Below are 19781 nucleotides of genomic sequence, written 5' to 3'. Positions count from 1 at the left end.
AATTACAATTTCATTAACTCGTTTTTAGCTTTTTCTAAATCATCAAGATTTAATAATAAATCAAATTCCTTAGGTTTTTTATAGACCTTATCATAATAATTGACTAAAAGTATTTTTGCTACACTTTTTAAATCCTTATTATTATAAGCAGTGCTTAGCTCATAAACTAAGGCATTTCCTAAATAAGGCTTTAACCTCTCAAGACAAAAATAAAAAAACTCCGAGCTAATGTTTTGATAATCATTCACACAATTTTGCACTCTAATATCCAAACTAGCTTCGCAAAACACCTTAATACCGCTATTCATTTGCTCGTAAAAATTATTAAATAAAGTTATAGTTCCTATGTTTTTGCTCTCTGCTTCTATGAATACTTTTGCATCTTTTAATACTTTTAATTCATTTATTAGATTTATATCAAATTGTTGTTGGCTAGGTTGTAAAAACCCACGAGAGCCAAAAGTTGAGCCGAAATGATGGGCTAATTTTTCTAAATCTATTTTATTATCAAGTAATTTTAAAAGCCTTGTTTTACCACAAGCTGTATTTCCTGCTAGGCTTACAAAATTAGGATTTTGATAGCTATTAAGGTACGAAATCATCTCGTTTCTAAGTTCTTTAAAACCACCTTCGCATTTATAGACTTTAAATCCAATCTCGCTTAAAATATGACCTATCGCACCACTTCGCTGACCGCCCCTAGCACAATAAATATATATTTCATCTTTATGTGGATTTGCTATATTTTGTATTTTTTTAAGATGAATGCTTGTGTTTTTACAAATAAAACTAGCTCCTAATAATTTTGCGTTAAATTTATTAGTAGCATATTTTGTCCCTACTAATTTATGCTCTTCATTATTTAAGGCAAAAAAGTTTAAGGATTTTTTTAAATGTGCTTTTTTGTATTCATTTGGACTTCTTGCGTCTATTAAAATATTTTTATTAGTATTTAAAAATTCTTTAGCACTAATTAGCTGCATTGTAGTTTTTAAAGCTCTCTTTTATCTTTAAATATAATTCATCTAGGCTAGTCCCTATAACTCTAGTATCACAAATAGTGGTTATAAAATTAGTATCCTTATGCCATCTTGGTAAGACATGCAAATGCAAGTGTTTTGCTATACCAGCACCTGCTGCATCGCTTAAATTAAGTCCGATATTTACTCCTTGTGCATGCAAGGTTGTTCTCATAATATTTTCAGCAAATCTAGCTATTTTTGCCATTCTAAGCCAAGTTATCTCATCTAAATCGTTTAAAAACTCAACATGCTTTCTAGGAGTTATTAGAATATGTCCTGGAGAATAAGGGTATTTATTCATTAAAACTCTACATAATTCATCTTCATAAACTAACACTTCACTATCTTCGCAAAAAGGACATAAACTTCTATCTTCTTTAAAATATTTATCACGCCAAGGTGCTTTTAGGTGTTGCATTAAGAATTCCTTTGTATTTAGTATTTGGAACATTTTTTAATAATTTATCGCTAGCAATAAAAATATCAAATTGTTTTATGGTAGCTTTAAATAAATCTATATTATTTTTAGCTAAAAATCCTAAGCTAAAACCACAATTTTTTGCAAGATTTAATAAATCATTATTAGCAATTTTATTCAAAACAATCCCATCAGCTCCGTAAATACTAGCTTTGATTAATTCATCTTCGCTTAAGTTTTTTGAATAATAAAATAAATGTTTTTTAACATAACGCCTAGCATAACCTAACTCATCAAAATTACTGGTAATAAAAGCATCATTTAAATCATTTAAGTCATAGCTAAATTTAATTATTTCATTTTTAAATTCGCTTAAATCTCTTGGATAAAACAGATTAAATCCAAGGCTTTTTATTAGAATTTCTTTGCTTAATTCTTGCATTTATTTATCCTTTGATTATGCAGTTTTATTTCATCTTCATTTAAAACATCTTCGTTTTGTAATACTTTTTGCATAGTTTCTTGTGCGTTTTTGCAATCATTTATTAAATAATATCCCCAAGCTAAAGTATCAAGAAAATAAGCATTATCAGGTTCTTGTTCTAAAGCTTTTTGTATTAGTTTTATACCTTTTGCAATATCAATTTTCTCATCAATTATTGTATAAGCATATATATTTAGCATATTAGGAGCAACGCCACCTTTAGCTACTAATTCATCTAATTTGAAATAATCAAATTCTTTAGGATTATCTAGCATTTCGTATATATATGATTCTATTAAATAACTATTATTATTTTCTTTAATTGCTTTTTGATATAAAAATTCACTAAGTTTTTTATATTCTTTTAAATTAAAATATACTTTATAAGCTAATTCATCATCTAAATTAGCTATTTCATAAAGCTCTTTTTTCTTGTTAAATTCCAATAATTTCTTAGTTATTGTGTATAAAATATCTTTATTATTTGTAAATTCATAAAGCTTCATTCCTAAGCTAAAAATCTCATCAATATCTGAAGAATTATTAAGTTCATAAAGCGCTTCTAATCTATACAACAAAAACAATGAATAATCAGGATTTATAGGCACTAATTTAGTATACTCTTTGATATTTTTATAATCTTTTTCTTTAAATAATTTTAATATTTGTTCTGAATAGCCTTTAGGGTCTAATCTAATCGTTTTCTCCCACATATTAAGAGCTTTTAAAGCATTTAAACGCATTAATAAAAAAGGAGCTAATTCTGTATCTACTTTATTATTTTCTTCTGCGGTTTTATTAAATTCTTCTGTTAGTTTTACTACATCTTTATATTTTTCGTTAGCCATAAGCATTTCAATATATAAATATAATGAGTATAAATTGCTATATTTTTTATAATAATCTTTAGATATTTGTAAGGCTTCTTTTTTTAATCCTTGATTAAACAGCTCCTTACTCATAGCATTAGCTAGTGTAAAATCTTCGTTTTTTGATATGAATTTATAATACTCTTTTTTTGCTTGTTTATAATTTTTTTGTTCTACTAATTTAACAATATCTAGTTTTTTGATTAAATTATTATCTTTATCAATATCTCTTAAAGTATTTACTGCTTTATCCATATTTAAATTAGCAATAAAACCTTGTTTTATTCCATTTTCTAAATAAGCTTTTAATTTTGTTTCATCATATAATTTTAAATATGATTCGCTAGATAATTTAGCATTATTATTTTCGTTTAACATTGCATTTAAACGCAAATCATCAATACTATCAGCAAAAGTAATACTAGCTAATAAGATTAGTATTAATTTACTCCAATACATTCTTTTTTAAGCTCCTTTAGGTTATTTTTAAAATATTCCCAAAACGGAAATGTTCTACATTGCATAGGTCTTGCTTCATATACTCCACAATTTTTATTAATTTCATCAAAAAATATACAAGCAAAGCCATTGTTATATGGCTTTTCAATTAAGCTAAACCTAACGCCTACTTTAATGCAATATTTATTAACAAAATCATTAAAAGTTGTATTTTTTATCTTAGCTAGTTGGATAATTTCATCGCTAGTTAAAAATATATAACCACTCTCACCCGTGCAACACTTACCGCCACACTCACTGCATTTACTCTCATCAAATGAATATGAGTAATCTTTATTGTAAATCATAACTTTGAACCTTGATATTTTGATAAATTGAATTAAATTCTTTTGTTGTGCCATTACTATCGTTACATATTAAAGGTGGCAAAATCAGCACATCGCTTTTGCTTAATTTTCTTGCTTTAATTAATACTAAATTTGATGGTTTTTCAGCTTTTGTGTGAATAAATCTTATTATTTCGCATTTTAAATTCGTATTTTTTAAGGTTTCAAATATTAAATCAATTTTTTTAGCATCATAACAAAAATATAAAAAACCTTTTGGTTTTAATAATTTATCAGCACTTTTTAACAATATTTCAAGTGGCAAAAAATCAATATGTCTTGAAATATTTAAATGCTTATTTTGTGCTTGCATTTTAGAATAAAATGGTGGATTAGAGATTATAAAATCATAATAATTATAAACTTTATAATCTTTAATATCACCTAAAATTACTTTATAATCAAGATTATTTTTTTCATAATTTTTTTTGCATAGTTTTACATTTTCTTCTTGAATATCAATTGCATCTATTTTTATATTTTTATTTTCGCTTAATAATAGGCTTAAAATTCCACTTCCAGCACCAATATCAAGTCCTATTCCTTTAAGCTTATCTTTATTTATAAAATCATATAAAATTATGCTATCACTATTGTAGCGATAGCCGTTTTTATATTGATAAATTATCATTTATAAACTCTTAAAATAAAGCCTTTTTTATTGTCTTTTGAGTATTCAGGCTCTAAACTTGAGCTAATTAGTGCATTAGGAATTTTTGATTTTATATAACTTGCTGCACTTTTTGTTCTATCTTTTGATAATCCAAAATTAGCTAAGCGAGTTAATCTTTGCACTTCTTTGCTAGCCATATGAACTCCATCAATAGCACTTAAACTCTTAAAGCCACTATCATCAATTATAGGAGTTATCTCATATAAATAATTTTGATTATATTTTGCTAAGAATTTATCAAGTTCAAGCGAGCAAGTTTTACTAAGTCCAATTACTCCTGATTTTATATCATCACAAACAAAAGTATCTTGTAGTTTTAAACTATTTGTATTTAACGAACTTCCTTTTTGAGCTAATTCAAGTTTTTTTTCTAATTCTTGAATTTTTTCTTTTTTTGCTATTAGTTCGCTATTTTCTTGATTATAGTTATTTAAAGTTTTGATATTTATTTCATTTAGTTGTTTTAATAGCTTATCTTTTTCTTCTTCTAAGGCTAAAACTCTTTCAGAATTTGTATCCTTACTAATAGTTAATTTTAGTTGTTCAATTTCATCTAAAAGTGTTTTGTTTTCTTGTTTTGCTTTATTATTATCTAGTTCTTTAGCCGCATATTCTTCTTTTAAAGCTATATATTTTACATTTAGCTCATCATAAGCTTTTGAACTTTCGTAAAGTTTATTATTTAAGTCTTTAACATCGTTTTGTTTGTTACTTAAGCTATCGTTTTTATAGTTTAAAAACTCATTATTAATTTTATTTAATTGTGTGGTTAATTCTATTTTTTCTTTTTGTAAATTATCTAATTTTGTTTTTAAATCCATATTATTTGCACTACTTGCTTTTAATTGCTCATCAATTTTTTGAAGTTTTGCTATTGTTTCACTTAAATCTTTTTCTTTTTTCTTTGAGTCTAATTCTAGTTCTTTATTTTTTAGTTGCATATCTTTTAATGCTATTTCATTTTTTGTATTTTTATCTTGTAATTTAGCATTAGATTCATTAACTTTATTTAGCTCTTTTGTAAGATTATCAAGTGAATTTTGGCTTTTATCACTTAAATCCTTAATCACTTTAGTTTGTTCGTTTTTAGATTTTTCAAGTTCTAGTTTTGCTTGAAAAACTTCATTTTTTAATTCATCTCTTTGTTTTTCAATATTTTTCAAATTATCTAATTTTTGTTCCAAATCATTTTTAACTTGATTTAGTTTTAATATTGAAGTTTTAGCATCATCTAATTTTGCTTGGAGATTTTTATTATCCAAATTAAGCTTTACAAAATCAGAATTATTATTGCTTTTTAATTCATCATTTAGCTTGCTTGCTGCTTTTATTTCTTTACTTAATTCAAGATTTTTTAAGTTAAGTTCATTATTTACTTTACTTAATTCAGCATTTACACTTTCTAAATTCCCTAGATTTTTTACTCTTTGTTTTAAAATATCATTTTCTTTAACCACATCTGTGTAATTTTTTTGATTTGCTATGATTTTTGCATTTGCTTTATCTAATTCATCTTGCAATTTTCTTGCTAAATTATCGTGTTCAAATTCGTCCATTTGTTTTTGATTACTAAGAGTTCCTAGTAAAGAATTTAGATTTTTAACAGCGTTTTCTTTATCATTTAAGCTTAATTTTAAACTATCGTTTTCGCTTTTATAATTTGCTAAATCTTCATTTAGCTTATCTATCATTTGCTGATATGAGTTTTTGCTATTTTCATTTACTAATAAACTTTCGTTATTTAAACGATGAACTAATTCATTATTCTTAGTTTCTAATTGTTCGTTTTGTATTTTTAATTTTTCAATTTCTTGATATAGATTTTCTATTTCATTGGCTTTGGTATTGCTATTTTTTAAGCTTTCTATTTGCTTTGTAAGCTTTACAATTCTATCATTTAATATCTTATAGTTTTGTTCTTCAAGTTTTGGCAATTGCACTTGTTTTGTTTGTTGTTTTTGCTCTATTTTTACTTGTGGTCTTATTGGTGTTTGGTTTGTTTTTGTGTCTTTAGATGGAATTACAAAATAAATTCCACCTAAAATAACAGCACAAGCACCTAAGCTATATAGTGTTAAATTCTTCTTAGCCAAGCTTAACCCTTAATAATATAATCAGCAATTTTTTTAGCGTGATTTAAAGCAGTTATTATGCTTTCTCCATTTTTACTAGCAATATCTCCTGCTACGAAAATATTTTTAACATTACTTTGCATATTGGTATCAAAAGTAGGAACGCCCTTATCATCAATTTCTATTCCACTATTTGTTAGAAAATCAACTGGAGTAGAGCCGCCAATTCCATAAATTATCCTATCAAAAATCTCTTTTTCACCATTAGTATAAGTAACTTCAGGTTTGTTATCTACTTCATTTACTTCGCTAATATCAGTTGCTAATTTTAAAGTAAGTTTTGCTTCATATACATTTTTATGATTTATCTCATTAATTCTACTAAATTCAGCTCTTCTATAGCATAATGTAACATTTGCTTTTTTACTTAAATCAACAGCGTATTCAACAGCACTATTACCACCACCAACTACTAAGATTTTTTCATTTTCTTTAGCGTCGTTTGCGTTAAAATTGATAACTTTACTTAATTTTGAAGGTAGTTTATAACTTGGTTTATTTGGTTTTCCCATTCTACCTATTGAAATTACTGCATTTTTTGTTTTAAATTCGCCTTTACTTGAATATACAACTAAATTTCCATCAACTTGCTTGATTTTCTCAACTTCATTTGAAAACATTACTTTAAAAGAACCATCGCAAAGGCTTGTAAATAATTCTAATGAGCTTTCTTTTGTTCCATCTTCAAAAGGTATATTTCCTAAGTTTGGAATATCAATTTTATTATAAACTTTATCAACTCTTTTTCCATCTTTATAATAAGTTCTAAAAGTTTGACAATTCTCTGCTGCTTTTTCTATTAATAAAACATTTTTTAAACCATTTTTATGTGCTTCATAAGCACTTGCAATTCCCGCTGGACCTGCACCTATTACTACTAAATCATATAGCATTTAAGCTCCTTTATTAATTTTTTTGCTCTATATTAAGCATAAATTTTAAATTACAAGTAAAGATATGGAGAACAAATGAGAATTTTTACAGGACTTCAGCCAAGTGGGGATTTGCATATAGGCAATTATTTTGGAGCAATAGCTCCAATGATGAAAAGACAAAATGATAATGAAATGATAATGTTTATTGCAAATTATCACGCTATGACAAGTATTTTAAAGGATAAAAAAACAGCTAGTAATTTTAAAGATAATATTAACAAAGCAGCAGCTGCATTTTTAGCTTTAGGATTAAATCCAAATAAAAGTATATTTTATTTACAAAGTGATGTTAAAGAAGTCTTAGAACTTTATTGGATACTATCGCAATTTACTCCTATGGGATTACTTGAAAGAGCACATTCATATAAGGATAAAATAGCAAAAGGTCTTAGTGCAAATCACGGCTTATTTTCATATCCTGTTTTAATGGCGGCTGATATTTTATTGTTTGATGCACCATTAGTTCCTGTTGGAAAAGACCAAATTCAACACCTAGAAATTACAAGAGATATTGCAATTAAATTTAATAATGAATTTGGAAATGTATTTACTATCCCTGAAGCATTAGTTGATGAAAATACTCAAACAATAGTAGGCACAGATGGTGCTAAAATGAGTAAAAGTTATGGCAATACTATTGATATTTTCACAAGTTATAAACAACTTAAAAAACAAGTAAATAAAATAGTAAGCGATAGCACTCCTATTGAAGAGCCTAAGGATTGGAAAAATTGTAATATATATAAAATTGCTGAATTATTTTTAGATGAAAATGATTTAGCAAGTCTTCGTGCAAGGTATGAAAAAGGTGGAGAAGGATACGGACATTTTAAATTGTATTTATGTGATGTTATTTGGGAGTATTTTGACAAGGCTAGAAGTGAGTATGAAAGATTATTGCAAGGTAAAGAAATTGCTGATATATTAAACGATGGTGCAAAAAAAGCTAGTATATTAGCGCAAAATAAAATGCAACAAGTTTATAAAGCTTTAAGTTTATAAGGAGAAATTATGATAGATTTAAGAAAAATTGAAGAAAATTATGAAGTTTTTAATCAAAAATTAAAAGCAAAAAAAGTAGATGATGGGGTTTTAAAAAGTTTATTAGATAGCTACAATGATACAAAAGCGTTAAAAATAGAATTAGAAAATGCTCAAAGTTTTCAAAACAAATTCTCAAAAGAAATGGGACTTAAAGCAAAATCAGGAGAAGATATAAGTGAGCTTAAAAAGTCTTTAGATGAAAATAAGAAAAAAATAGCTGAATTAAACGAAAAAGTAAGCGTAAGTGAAGCTAAATTAAATGAAATTGCAGCTTGTATTCCAAATTTAATAGCTGATTGTGTGCCTATTGGAAATGATGAAGAAGAAAATGTAGAGATTAAAAAGGTATTAACTCCACCAACATTTAATTTCACTCCAAAAGACCATCATGATTTAGGTGTGGCACTTGGTTGGCTTGATTTTGAGCGTGGTGTAAAAGTTGCTAAAAGTCGTTTTGTAGCTTTACGCGGTGAAGGTGCAAGACTTGAAAGAGCATTATATAATTATATGATAGATTTTAACCGCTCAAGAGGATTTGAGTTTGTAAATACTCCTTATATTGTAAATGCTAATACTATGTTTGGCACAGGACAATTACCTAAATTTAAAGATGATTTATTCAAAATTGATGGCGAAGAATTGTATTTAATCCCTACAAGTGAAGTTAGTGTAACAAATCTATATAATGATGAAATTATACCTTTAAATGAATTGCCTATCAAAATGACTTGCTATTCACCTTGTTTTAGAAAAGAAGCAGGAAGTGCAGGGCGTGATACAAAAGGAATTATCCGCCAGCACCAATTCGGAAAAGTTGAACTTGTAAGCATTAGCACTCAAGAAGATAGCGATAAAGTATTTGAAGATATGCTTAGTTGTGCAAGTGATTTATTAACAAGCTTAGGTTTAGCTCATAGACATTTAATGCTTTGTAGTGGGGATTTGGGCTTTAGTGCAGGAAAAACAGTTGATTTAGAAGTGTGGCTACCAGCACAAAATAAATATCGTGAAATTAGCTCTGTTAGTAATTGCTATGATTTTCAAGCAAGACGCGCAAAAATAAGATATAAAGATGAAAATGGTAAAAACAAATTAGCTCATACACTAAATGGTTCAAGCCTTGCAGTAGGTAGGACTTTAGTAGCTATTATGGAAAATTATCAAAGAGAAGATGGCACAATAGCAATACCTGAAGTATTACAAAAATATATGTAAGATAAAGTATGACAGAAGAACAAGTAATTGTTATTGAAGAAGGAAATACTCTTCCAGTAAAACAAAGTAAGTTCAGCAAAAAAAGTATAATTTTAATCGCTGGACTTTCTTTACTTATTGTTATTTTATTAGTAGTTTTGCTGTTTTTAATTTTTACTCAAGATAAGTCAAAAGAAATTAAAGTTGAGCAAAATGAGCTAATAGAGCCAAAAATAAGCATTCAACAATTTAAAAGCCAAAAATTAGATTTAATGGTGGCAAAAGCCAATGCTTTATACGAGAGTGGAAACAAAAGCGAAGCTTTAAAAATATATGAAAATATAGCTAAATATAATGAGAGTTTTTCGCATTATAATTTAGGAGTTTCAAGAATGAAACAAGCAAACTATAAAGGAGCTTTAGAGAGTTTTCAAAAGGCTTTAGAAAATAATGAAAATAACACGGTGGCTGCTTTAAATGCTGCTGTTTGTGCTTTAAAATTACAAAAAGATAAAGAATTTAAATATTATATAGATTTAGCATATTCTTATTTAAGTAATGAAAAAAACTCAAGCCTTTATTATTATTACTTAGGTTTAGTGAATTTTTATAAAGGATTTTATCCTGAAGCTTTACAAGCATTAAATAAACAAATCCATCCACTTTATCAAAACGACGCAAGATATTTAAGAGCAAAAATATTAAGCTCATTTAATAAAAGTTCTGATTCTATAAGAGAGATTAATTTACAAGATTCTTATGATAAAAATTTATCTTTAGGATTACTTTATGCAAGAAATGCTGAATATAACAAAGCAAGATTTTATTTAAAAAATGCACTTGAAAAAAGAATAAAACCAAAAGAGACAAAATTAGCTTTAGCTTTAGTTGATATAAAATTAGCAGAATATCAAGAAGCTTCAAGGTTTTTAAAAGAATTAGAAAAAAATGATTTAGAGTGGCTTAAGTCAAGTTATAATGTCAAAACAACCATAGATGATAGGATATTTGATATAAATTACGCTCAACATACTTATGAAAAAACCTTTATAGATTCAAAGCAACAAAAATATGATTTGATATTTTATTTTTCGCCTTTTAAAGTATTTGATGCGACAAGTGCGACTAAAATGATAAATAAGGCAAATGTTAATATTTACTTAGATGATTTAGATAAAAGCTCAAATTATCTTAAAAATAGTCAAACTTTATCAAAGATAAATATACAAATTACAAAAGCTTTAAATTATGCTTTTAGTTATGATATAAAGAGTGCTAGTGAGTTATTAGAAGAATTAGTAAAGCTTTATCCACAGCATAGTATTTTGCAATATGATTTAGGTTTAGCATATGCACTCTTAGGCAAATATGATTTAGCAAAAAAACACTTTTTAGCTAGTTATCATTTAGACCCTAAGGATTTAAGAGCAGGAATTTATGCTTTATTTTGTTCGGATTTGTTATATGATGATACTACGAAATTAGAGCAAGATTTACAATATAATTTAAATTATGTTGAAGATGAAAAAGATAGAAATTATTATTTAGCATTGCTTTCAATTAAGAAAAAAGATTATGTAAATATGCAAGGTTTTTTGAACCAAACTAATACAAATAATATTAGCAATATTAGTTTAGAAATTCTTGGATTTTATATGCAAAATGATTATGATAAGATGATAGATAAATCAAAAGTTTTAATAGACTTAAGTGATAATGACATAATCGCAAATATTTTATATTTTTCTTTAAAAAATAATAAAAAAGATGTAAAAGCCTATGCTAAAGATGTTCAAATGTATTTTCTCAACAAAAAATTAGATTATCGCTCATTATTTGGTGGTGCTAAAATAGTAGGGTATAACTATGTAAAATTAATGCAGATTTCAGGTCTTTTACAACAAGAAAGAGAAAAATTAAAGCAATATTTAAAAACTAATGAAGACATAGGAGCTTTAAAAGCACTTGCTTATATAGATATTTATGCTAATGAATTTGAAGAGAGTTTTGCAATTTATAATAGTTTGATTGATGATTATCATATTGAAGATTCTGATATTTTATTTTTAGCTAGTGTTGCAGCTATTGGAGCAGGGCATAATAATTCAGCTATAGCCTTACTTGAGCTATCTCGTGTAAAAAATCCAAGCAATCTTGAATCAAGATTGGCTTTAGCTTTACTTTATCACGAAGCAAAAAATTATGAATCAGCTATATCACAATATGAGAAAATGAATGATGAATACAAATCAGAGTTTTTTACATTTCAGATATTTAGATAAGATTTAGTTTTTAGCTAAATCTTATTATTTTCAATTTCTTTTAAAATGTTTTTGCAAGCATTATTTAAAATCATATAAACTTCATCAAAATTATTTGTATACCAAGGGTCAGGCACATTTTTATATCCTAAATCACAATAAGAACATATTGGTTTTACTTTGTCTTTAAACTCATAAAAATTATTTAAAACATCTTTATAATTACTCTCGTCCATAGTAAGGATTAAATCATATTCTTGGCATAATTTTTTTGTGAGTTTTTTTGATACGAAATTATCGCATTCAATATTTTTATTTTTTAAAAGTTTTTTCGTGCCTATATGCATATCTTCTCCATCGTGATAACCTGCTGTTCCTGAACTTGTTATTTTAAATTCTTTATTTTTGCATAAGTCTTTCATAATAAACTCAGCCATAGGGGAGCGACAAATATTGCCTAAACATACAAACATTATCTTCATTTTATTCCTTTATAAAACTTATTCTATATTTTCTTTAAAGCTAGTTAGCTCACTCATATTGATTTTTGAAAACTCGGTTGGAAGTCTTGGTTCATAAGGTATTCTTTGTAATGCAATATCAGCAACCGATTCTTTTTTAGCAGGTGCATTTACACTATAAAATGCCCTTTCAATTTGTATTAAATAAGATATTATATTTGCAATATGAGTAAATATTTTTGAGTTTTTATGAGTTTGTAGTTTTTCACAAAACTCATCTACAACTTCATTAATAATTCTTGAAAATAGCTCCTGACATAATTCATCATTATTTTTGCATAAAACGCTACCTAGATAAAACAAAAAATTCATACTATCTTCATTATCGCTAAGATTCGTGTTTTTGATTAAATTAGCTCTTTTTAAAATTCCTGTTGCAATTATTCTCATTTTGCCATTATCACGCCCTTCATCATAAAAACTAGCATCAGTAGGCACATTTACATAAGAAAAATCATAAAAAACAGCATTTTGCTCATCTTTATAAGCTGCATAATCAGTATCTAAAATTACTTTAAAATCATCTTTTAAATCATCTAAATTATCATAAAAAAACTTAGCTTGTTCTCTTAAAGTATTAAAATCATCATTATTCATAAAGCTAATTGCTCTAGCACAAAATTCGTAAAAATATGACCTAGTTATATTTAATTCTTCGTTCATTTTAACCTTTCAAAAATTTATTTAATTTTTCTTCAAGTGGTGCAAAAAAACTATTTGTATCATCAAAAACTTGAGCTTGTTTTAGCATCATTATCTTAGCCTTACAATCAGCACAGCAATAAAGCGAGTATTTTTTCGTAACATCAGAGCTAAAAGCAGCCCCTAAAATACCAGCTATTTTATCAATTGATTTTTTAGTAGCAAATTCTTTACCACACTCAATACAAGCAAATAATTCATCTTTAGCTAAAGTTTTATGAGTAAAGCTAATCGGATTTAGTTCTAAAATATCATTTTGTATAAAAATAGTATCTTTTTCAGCACAAGAATTTATACAATATCCACAACTTGTGCATAATGATGCGTTAAATTTAATAGCATTTTCTTTACTATCAGCTAAAATTGCATTCGTATTACAAGCCCCAGCACAAGAAGCACAAAGGGTGCAAGTGCTTTCATTTATGCTAATTTTTGCATAATTTTTAGCAGTGATTACGCCTTTATCTAAATTATTTAACATAGAAGAGATTTTTAAGCCAAAAAGCTCTCTTTTATTTAGTCTAAAATTACTTTCGCTTGATTTAAATTCTTTTATCAATTCATTTGGAATTTCATCTAAATTTGCATTTACATATATAGCTATTTTTCCTGTGATTGCCTTGCAAATATCATTTACTAAGTTGATTTTTTCGGCTAAAAATTCGCTAATATCTCCAACTATAGCAATGCTTTTACCACTTGTGTTTATTAAATGTAAAAGTATTAATTCATCTAATAAATCAAAAGGTATATTAAATGGTAAAAAATGCTTTATATTAAAATCATTATCATAATTTTGAGTTATTATTATTTGCTCGTTTTCATAGATTTTGCTAATTTCTTTTATGCAATCTTTATTAAACTCACAAAACTCAAGTGCATTAGTAGGACATACGCTTACGCATTTTGCGCAATTAATACAATCAATTTCGCTTATTATGATTTTTTTATCATCAGTGCTTAAAGCCACGCTAGGACAGGCTTCAACGCACCAACCACAATGCTCACTCCTACGCCCATCTAATTGGCATAAACTTGAATTAAACTCAATCTTTCTTGTAAAGCTAATTTTACCCGTTAAAGAATTTAAATCTTGCAATATATTTTCATGATTTATTAATACTGCGTGATTGTTTAGTTTTGTTTGTGAAATAGCTAAATCACAATCTAATTCGCCTTCTTTAGTAACTACTACAAGTGAGCCAATCCCACCATAAACAAACTCAAATTCACTAACGCAAACAGCCTTATAACCATTATCTATTAATTTATTTTTTAAATCTTTATCATCAAATAATATGCAAATTCTTTTATCAATATTCGCATATAAATTAATCTCACTTGAATAATCATAATTAATAGCTCTTGCTTCATATAATTTTTCTAATTTTTCATTATTAAAAGCACTTGAGTTTTTTATATAAAAATCAATTTCAGGAGCATAGATTAAAGCATTTAAAGCCTTATCATTTGCTATTAGAAATTTCTCACTAGTAGGGCTATTTATAACGGCTATATTTTTGCCTAAATCATCTATAAAATCAGCCTTTTTTAAATATGCAAATTCTTTCATTTTTACCTTTCCTTGCTAGTATTTTAAAAAATATTTAAGGATTTTAAAATGCTACCACAAATATCAAAATTAATTAATGCCTTTAATGATAAACCTAGTTTTTTAGTTAGCTTTTTGGCTAAAGAATTAATAAATGAACTAAGAGCTACTAATAAAGAGCAAAGTTACGAGATGATACTCAAAGAGCTTAATGAAAGAATTAATAAAAGGCTATTAAAAGAGCCAAGAGCATTGATAAATGCTACTGGTGTGGTGCTTCATACAAATCTTGGTCGTGCTTTAATGAGCGAGAGTGATTATGATGAATTAAAGGCTTTTCATACTAATAATATTAATTTAGAATTTGATTTAGAAAGCAATGCAAGGGGTAAAAGAGATGAAAATCTCATATTTTATTTAAAAATGCTTTTTGGTTGCGAAGATGCACTTGTGGTAAATAATAACGCTGCTGCTGTGTTTTTAGTATTAAATACTTTAGGTAAAAACGAAGGTGTAATTACAAGTAGAGCCGAGCTAGTAGAAATTGGTGGGGGATTTAGAGTAAGCGATGTGATGCGTGAAAGTGGAACAAAGCTTATTGAAGTAGGGACTACTAATAAGACTAAGATGAGCGATTATGAAGCTGAATTAAACAATGCAAAAATGATTTTAAAAACTCATAAATCAAACTTTTATATCGGTGGATTTAGTCAAGAAGTAGATGCGATTAGCCTAAATGATTTAGCTTGTAAAAATGAAAAAATATTTTATTATGATTTAGGTAGTGGCTATGTGGATTTAATAAATGATAGTTTAAGGGATGAACCTAGTGTAAAAAGCCTAATATCTAAAGGTATTAGCTTGGTTTCATTTAGTGGGGATAAATTATTTTCTAGCACTCAAGCAGGAATTATTTTAGGTAAAAAAGAACTAATTGAAAAATTACGCAAAAATCAGCTTTTAAGAATGTTTAGGCTAAATAAAACTAGCTTATTAATACTTACAAAAGCTGTTAAAAATTATTTAAATAAAGACTATGCAAATCTACCAAGCCTAGCTTTATTAAATGATACAAAATCTCAAGTCTTAAACAAAGCAAAAACCTTGCAAGAGCTAATCAATTTTGGCGAAATTATAGAGAGCAAAAGCCTAGTAGGGGGTGGCTCAATGCCTGAAAAATTACTAAGCGGCTATGCTTTAAAAATTAAGGCTAATAAAAGCAAGATAAACGAACTTTTAAATAAAGGCGTAGTGGCTAATTATGATAAAGATAGCATAATAATTGATTTAAGGAGCGTTTTACCTAATCAATTAGAATGCTTAGCAAATATCATAAAAGAAGTTTTAAAGGATTAAATATGGAATTTACTTTATTAAATCAAGATGAAGTAGCGATTAATCTAAGTGATTTTCGCGGTAAAAAGGTGATAGTGTTTTTTTATCCAAAAGCTTACACTCCAGGTTGTACCAAGCAAAATTGTGAATTAAGTGAGAGTTTTGATAAATTGCTTAATGCAGGATATGTGCTGATTGGAATTAGCCCTGATAAGTGTGAAAAACTAGCGAAATTTAAAGCTGAATACGGCTTAAATCAGATTTTATTAAGCGATGAATTTAAAGAAGTGGCTAAGCTATTTGGTGCTTGGGGGATTAAGAAAAATTATGGTAAAGAATACGAAGGGCTTATTCGCTCGTGCTTTATCCTAGATGAAAACGGCGAAATCATTAAAGAATACAAAAACCACAAAGCAACAGGCTTTGCCGCAAGACTTAATAAGGATTTATTAGGAGAATAAAATGAATGCAATCATAGAAAAAGATGAGAATGGTTATTATGCTTATGTTCCTGCTCTAAAAGGCTGCGTTTCGCAAGGCGATACTTACGAAGAAGCGTTAGAAAACATAAAAGAAGCAAGCGAATTATATTTAGAGAGCTTAAGTGATGATGAGAGATTAAAGCTTTTAAATGCTTTTGTTTCTATAGTTCCTTTGCAAGTTGGCAAATATGCCTGAATTACCAGTGCTTACTGCTAAAGAATGTGAAAAATTGCTTTTAGAAAACGGCTTTATTTTTGATAGACAAAAAGGTAGCCATAAGATATATTATAAAGATAATTTAAGAATGGTTTTACCTTTTCACAGCGGCAAAACCTTACACCCAAAAATAATAAAGCAAGTTTTAGAGCTTATAAAATGATTTTTAATACTTTAGATGAAATTATTAAATTAGATTTTGTTTAATTAGTGGGATTTTAAAATAACAATGCTTAGCAAATATTTTAAAAGAAGTTTTAAAGAATAGAGTATAAAAATCACAAAGCAACAGGTTTTGCCGCAAGACTTAATAAGGATTTATTAGGAATTTAATTCCTAATAATGTAATCATCAAGGTTGCTATGATCAAACATATATTTGGTATTAACATCGCTAAAGATAGCAAAATTAATCTTATAAGTGCCTTTACATTTATAAAACATATAGCTCATATCCTTTACATTAGTAATATTCCAAGTGTTTATTCCTTGAAAGTTTTTTCTTTTTGATTTATAAAATAATCTACTCATATCGGTTATTAAACTCGTATCAATTTCGCCTAAATTTATACTCTCATTATCTACTAAGGCTTTTAATTCTTCTTTTGTTTTAGGTTTATAAACGCTTTTTATTAGTGTATCGTTAGCAAAATTAATTTCTTGTTTATATGCATAACATCTAAATATAAGCCCATAAATATTAGCTTTTGAAATGTTAAAATTGATTGCTTGATTAAAACTTTCGCACCCACAAAACATCGCACTCATATCAGTTACATTACTAGTATCAAAGTTTAAAGCTTGATTAAAATTTATACAATTAAAAAACATTCGGTGCATATTATTTACATTACTAGTATCAAAATCTAAAGTCTGATTGAAATTCTTACATTCGCTAAACATCCCACTCATATCAGTTACATTTCTAGTATCAAAATCTAAAGGCTGATTAAAATTCTCGCAAAAAGAAAACATCCAACTCATATTAGTTACATTTCTAGTATCAAAATTTAAAGGTTTATTAAATTTCTCACACCATTTAAACATCCAACCCATATCAGTTACATTACTAGTATCAAAATCTAAAGGCTGATTAAAATTATCACAACCATAAAACATCCAACTCATATCAGTTACATTACTAGTATCAAAATCTAAAGCTTGGTTAAAATTCTTACATTTATAAAACATTTCACTCATATTAGTTACATTACTAGTATCAAAATTTAAAGGTTTATTAAATTTCTCACACCATTTAAACATCCAACTCATATCAGTTACATTACTAGTATCAAAATCTAAAGGTTGATTAAAATTATCACATCCAGTAAACATTCTACTCATATCAGTTACATTTCTAGTATCAAAATCTAAAGGCTGATTAAAATTCTCGCAAAAAGAAAACATCTCTCTTATACTAGTTACATTTCTAGTATCAAAGTTTAAAGCTTGGTTAAAATTCTTACATTCATAAAACATCCAACTCATATTAGTTACATTACTAGTATCAAAATTTAAAGGTTGATTAAAATTATCACATCCAGTAAACATCCCACTCATATTAGTTACATTATTAGTATCAAAATCTAAAGTTTGATTAAAATTATCACATCTAGAAAACATCCCACTCATATCAGTTACATTTCTAGTATCAAAGTTTAAAGCTTGATTAAAATTCTTACATCCAGAAAACATCCCACTCATATCAGTTACATTTCTAGTATCAAAATCTAAAGGCTGATTAAAATTCTTACAACTAAAAAACATCCCACTCATATTAGTTACATTATTAGTATCAAAATCTAAAGTTTGATTAAAATTTATACAATCAAAAAACATCCAACTCATATCAGTTACATTGCTAGTATCAAAATCTAAAGGCTGATTAAAATTCTTACATCTATCAAACATCCCACTCATATCAGTTACATTCCTAGTATCAAAATCTAAAGGCTGATTAAAATTCTCACAATCATAACACATCTTACTCATATTAGTTACATTTCTAGTATCAAAATCTAAAGCTTGATTGAAGTTTTTACAATTTTCAAACATACTGCACATATTTTTTACCCTAGAAGTGTCCCAAGTATTTATGCCACTAAAGTCTTTTCGCTCACTATCTTTAAAAAGCTCACTCATATTAGTTATCAAACTCGTATCAATATCAGCTAGATTTATACTCTCATTACTTACTAAAGCCTTTAATTCTTTTTTATTTTTAGGCTTGTATTTTAATTCATTTGTTTTTGACATTTATTCTCCTTTTATTTGTGATTTGATTGATTTAAATTCGTGTAATTTGAATTAGGAATTTCAATAATTGCAGGGCAATTTTTTAAAATCATATTTTTTATATAGGTTTTTAAATTAATTTTCATAGTATTTTTATCGTTGAATTTTTCTATTTTATTTAAATTAAAATGAAAAGTTTTATTAAGACTAACGCAGTCTTTAAACATATAAAACATATCCTTTACTAGCTTTGTATCAAATGTGAGTTCTTGATTAAAATTAGAGCAATTACAAAACATTCTATTCATATTGATAACATTTGAAGTTTTAAGATTAATTGGCTTATTTAGATTAATACAATTATAAAACATTGAGCTCATATTGTGCGTTTTTTTGCTATTGAGATTGATTTCTTGATTAAAATTAATGCAGTTATAAAGCATTTCACTCATATCAAAAACATTCTCGGTATTAAAGTCAAGGCTTTGATTAAAATTTACACAATTATAAAACATAGCATTCATTTTAAAAACATTCTCGGTATTAAAGTTAAGGCTTTGATTAAAATTAATGCAGTTATAAAACATATAACTCATATTATTAACATTAGCAGTATTTAAATCTAATGAACTATTGAAATTTTTACATTCTGCAAACATTTCGCTCATATTAAGAGTGTTTTTGGTATCAAAATTAAGGCTTTGATTGAAATTAATGCAGTTATAAAACATAGCATTCATATTTTTAACATTAATAGTATTAAAGTTAAGAACTTTATTAAAATTAGTGCAATTATCAAACATCATTGACATATCAACAACACAATGCGTATTAAAATTAATATCGCTATTAAAGGCATTG

The 19781-nt window shown here is 26.8% G+C and carries 20 protein-coding genes; 7 read left to right on the top strand and 13 right to left on the bottom strand.

The features are described from left to right. Window positions 1-2: 2 nt before the first annotated feature. From mnmH to AVBRAN12654_RS01460, 8 genes are read right to left on the bottom strand one after another with little or no spacing between them, the layout of a single operon-like run. A complete protein-coding gene (gene mnmH / locus AVBRAN12654_RS01495; RefSeq protein WP_336613796.1) occupies window positions 3-983 on the bottom strand; it encodes a tRNA 2-selenouridine(34) synthase MnmH in 981 nt (326 codons plus the stop codon). After that, a complete protein-coding gene (locus AVBRAN12654_RS01490; protein WP_336613795.1) occupies window positions 970-1440 on the bottom strand; it encodes an HIT family protein in 471 nt (156 codons plus the stop codon). The genes mnmH and AVBRAN12654_RS01490 overlap by 14 nt, the downstream gene beginning before the upstream one ends. Next, window positions 1412-1882: a hypothetical protein gene (locus AVBRAN12654_RS01485; RefSeq protein WP_336613794.1), complete on the bottom strand. Its 471-nt coding sequence runs from the start codon at window positions 1880-1882 to the stop codon at window positions 1412-1414. Before AVBRAN12654_RS01485 ends, AVBRAN12654_RS01490 begins: the two co-directional genes overlap by 29 nt. Continuing rightward, entirely contained in the window at window positions 1870-3252 is a 1383-nt protein-coding gene (locus AVBRAN12654_RS01480) for a tetratricopeptide repeat protein (RefSeq protein ID WP_336606914.1), read from the bottom strand. Before AVBRAN12654_RS01480 ends, AVBRAN12654_RS01485 begins: the two co-directional genes overlap by 13 nt. Beyond that, window positions 3234-3599, bottom strand: coding sequence for a YkgJ family cysteine cluster protein (locus tag AVBRAN12654_RS01475; protein WP_214116687.1), 366 nt, complete (start codon window positions 3597-3599; stop codon window positions 3234-3236). Before AVBRAN12654_RS01475 ends, AVBRAN12654_RS01480 begins: the two co-directional genes overlap by 19 nt. Next, a complete protein-coding gene (locus tag AVBRAN12654_RS01470) occupies window positions 3586-4269 on the bottom strand; it encodes a tRNA1(Val) (adenine(37)-N6)-methyltransferase (RefSeq protein ID WP_214120057.1) in 684 nt (227 codons plus the stop codon). The genes AVBRAN12654_RS01475 and AVBRAN12654_RS01470 overlap by 14 nt, the downstream gene beginning before the upstream one ends. After that, window positions 4266-6404 carry a hypothetical protein gene (locus tag AVBRAN12654_RS01465; protein WP_336613793.1) on the bottom strand — a complete coding sequence of 713 codons (2139 nt, stop codon included), beginning with the start codon at window positions 6402-6404 and terminating at the stop codon, window positions 4266-4268. Before AVBRAN12654_RS01465 ends, AVBRAN12654_RS01470 begins: the two co-directional genes overlap by 4 nt. A gap of 2 nt (window positions 6405-6406) precedes the next feature. Continuing rightward, window positions 6407-7336 carry an NAD(P)-binding domain-containing protein gene (locus AVBRAN12654_RS01460; RefSeq protein WP_336613792.1) on the bottom strand — a complete coding sequence of 310 codons (930 nt, stop codon included), beginning with the start codon at window positions 7334-7336 and terminating at the stop codon, window positions 6407-6409. A gap of 75 nt (window positions 7337-7411) precedes the next feature. On the opposite strand from AVBRAN12654_RS01460, the gene trpS reads away from it, so the two are divergent. The 3 genes from trpS to AVBRAN12654_RS01445 are packed head-to-tail and all read left to right on the top strand — an operon-like array spanning window position 7412 to window position 11898. Continuing rightward, the gene (gene trpS, locus AVBRAN12654_RS01455) at window positions 7412-8380 is read left to right on the top strand and encodes a tryptophan--tRNA ligase (RefSeq protein ID WP_214116695.1); all 969 of its coding nucleotides are present in this window, start codon (window positions 7412-7414) and stop codon (window positions 8378-8380) included. Between the two features lie 9 nt (window positions 8381-8389). Continuing rightward, complete coding sequence (serS, locus tag AVBRAN12654_RS01450) at window positions 8390-9637, top strand: serine--tRNA ligase (protein ID WP_336613791.1); 1248 nt, start codon at window positions 8390-8392, stop codon at window positions 9635-9637. A gap of 8 nt (window positions 9638-9645) precedes the next feature. Further along, window positions 9646-11898, top strand: coding sequence for a tetratricopeptide repeat protein (locus AVBRAN12654_RS01445; protein ID WP_336613790.1), 2253 nt, complete (start codon window positions 9646-9648; stop codon window positions 11896-11898). A gap of 14 nt (window positions 11899-11912) precedes the next feature. Here AVBRAN12654_RS01445 and AVBRAN12654_RS01440 read toward each other — a convergent pair whose 3' ends face one another. From AVBRAN12654_RS01440 to AVBRAN12654_RS01430, 3 genes are read right to left on the bottom strand one after another with little or no spacing between them, the layout of a single operon-like run. After that, window positions 11913-12359 (bottom strand): low molecular weight protein-tyrosine-phosphatase, encoded by a 447-nt coding sequence (locus tag AVBRAN12654_RS01440; RefSeq protein WP_214120053.1) that lies wholly within the window; start codon window positions 12357-12359, stop codon window positions 11913-11915. Between the two features lie 18 nt (window positions 12360-12377). Beyond that, a complete protein-coding gene (locus AVBRAN12654_RS01435) occupies window positions 12378-13061 on the bottom strand; it encodes a hypothetical protein (protein WP_336606918.1) in 684 nt (227 codons plus the stop codon). A 1-nt stretch (window position 13062) separates the two neighbouring features. Continuing rightward, window positions 13063-14673, bottom strand: coding sequence for a 4Fe-4S binding protein (locus tag AVBRAN12654_RS01430; RefSeq protein ID WP_267525513.1), 1611 nt, complete (start codon window positions 14671-14673; stop codon window positions 13063-13065). Window positions 14674-14721: 48 nt separating this feature from the next. On the opposite strand from AVBRAN12654_RS01430, the gene selA reads away from it, so the two are divergent. Genes selA through AVBRAN12654_RS01410 form a run of 4 tightly spaced genes read left to right on the top strand, consistent with a single transcriptional unit; the run spans window position 14722 to window position 16849 of the window. Continuing rightward, window positions 14722-16008 (top strand): L-seryl-tRNA(Sec) selenium transferase, encoded by a 1287-nt coding sequence (gene selA / locus AVBRAN12654_RS01425; protein WP_336613789.1) that lies wholly within the window; start codon window positions 14722-14724, stop codon window positions 16006-16008. Window positions 16009-16010: 2 nt separating this feature from the next. Beyond that, window positions 16011-16448 (top strand): thioredoxin-dependent thiol peroxidase, encoded by a 438-nt coding sequence (gene bcp, locus AVBRAN12654_RS01420; protein ID WP_214120049.1) that lies wholly within the window; start codon window positions 16011-16013, stop codon window positions 16446-16448. 1 nt (window position 16449) lies between these two features. After that, a complete protein-coding gene (locus AVBRAN12654_RS01415; RefSeq protein ID WP_214149745.1) occupies window positions 16450-16665 on the top strand; it encodes a type II toxin-antitoxin system HicB family antitoxin in 216 nt (71 codons plus the stop codon). After that, window positions 16658-16849 carry a type II toxin-antitoxin system HicA family toxin gene (locus tag AVBRAN12654_RS01410; protein WP_214149746.1) on the top strand — a complete coding sequence of 64 codons (192 nt, stop codon included), beginning with the start codon at window positions 16658-16660 and terminating at the stop codon, window positions 16847-16849. Before AVBRAN12654_RS01415 ends, AVBRAN12654_RS01410 begins: the two co-directional genes overlap by 8 nt. Before the next feature lie 166 nt (window positions 16850-17015). On the opposite strand, the gene AVBRAN12654_RS01405 is transcribed toward AVBRAN12654_RS01410, so the two are convergent. Next, a complete protein-coding gene (locus tag AVBRAN12654_RS01405; protein ID WP_336613788.1) occupies window positions 17016-18941 on the bottom strand; it encodes a BspA family leucine-rich repeat surface protein in 1926 nt (641 codons plus the stop codon). Between the two features lie 11 nt (window positions 18942-18952). Continuing rightward, window positions 18953-19781, bottom strand: an 829-nt coding sequence (locus AVBRAN12654_RS01400) for a BspA family leucine-rich repeat surface protein (protein WP_336613787.1), incomplete at its 5' end; no start/stop codon positions are given.

The sequence above is a fragment of the Campylobacter sp. RM12654 genome (assembly GCF_020137585.1).
Classification (GTDB): Bacteria; Campylobacterota; Campylobacteria; order Campylobacterales; family Campylobacteraceae; genus Campylobacter_E.
This window is presented reverse-complemented; position numbering and strand designations above follow the sequence as displayed.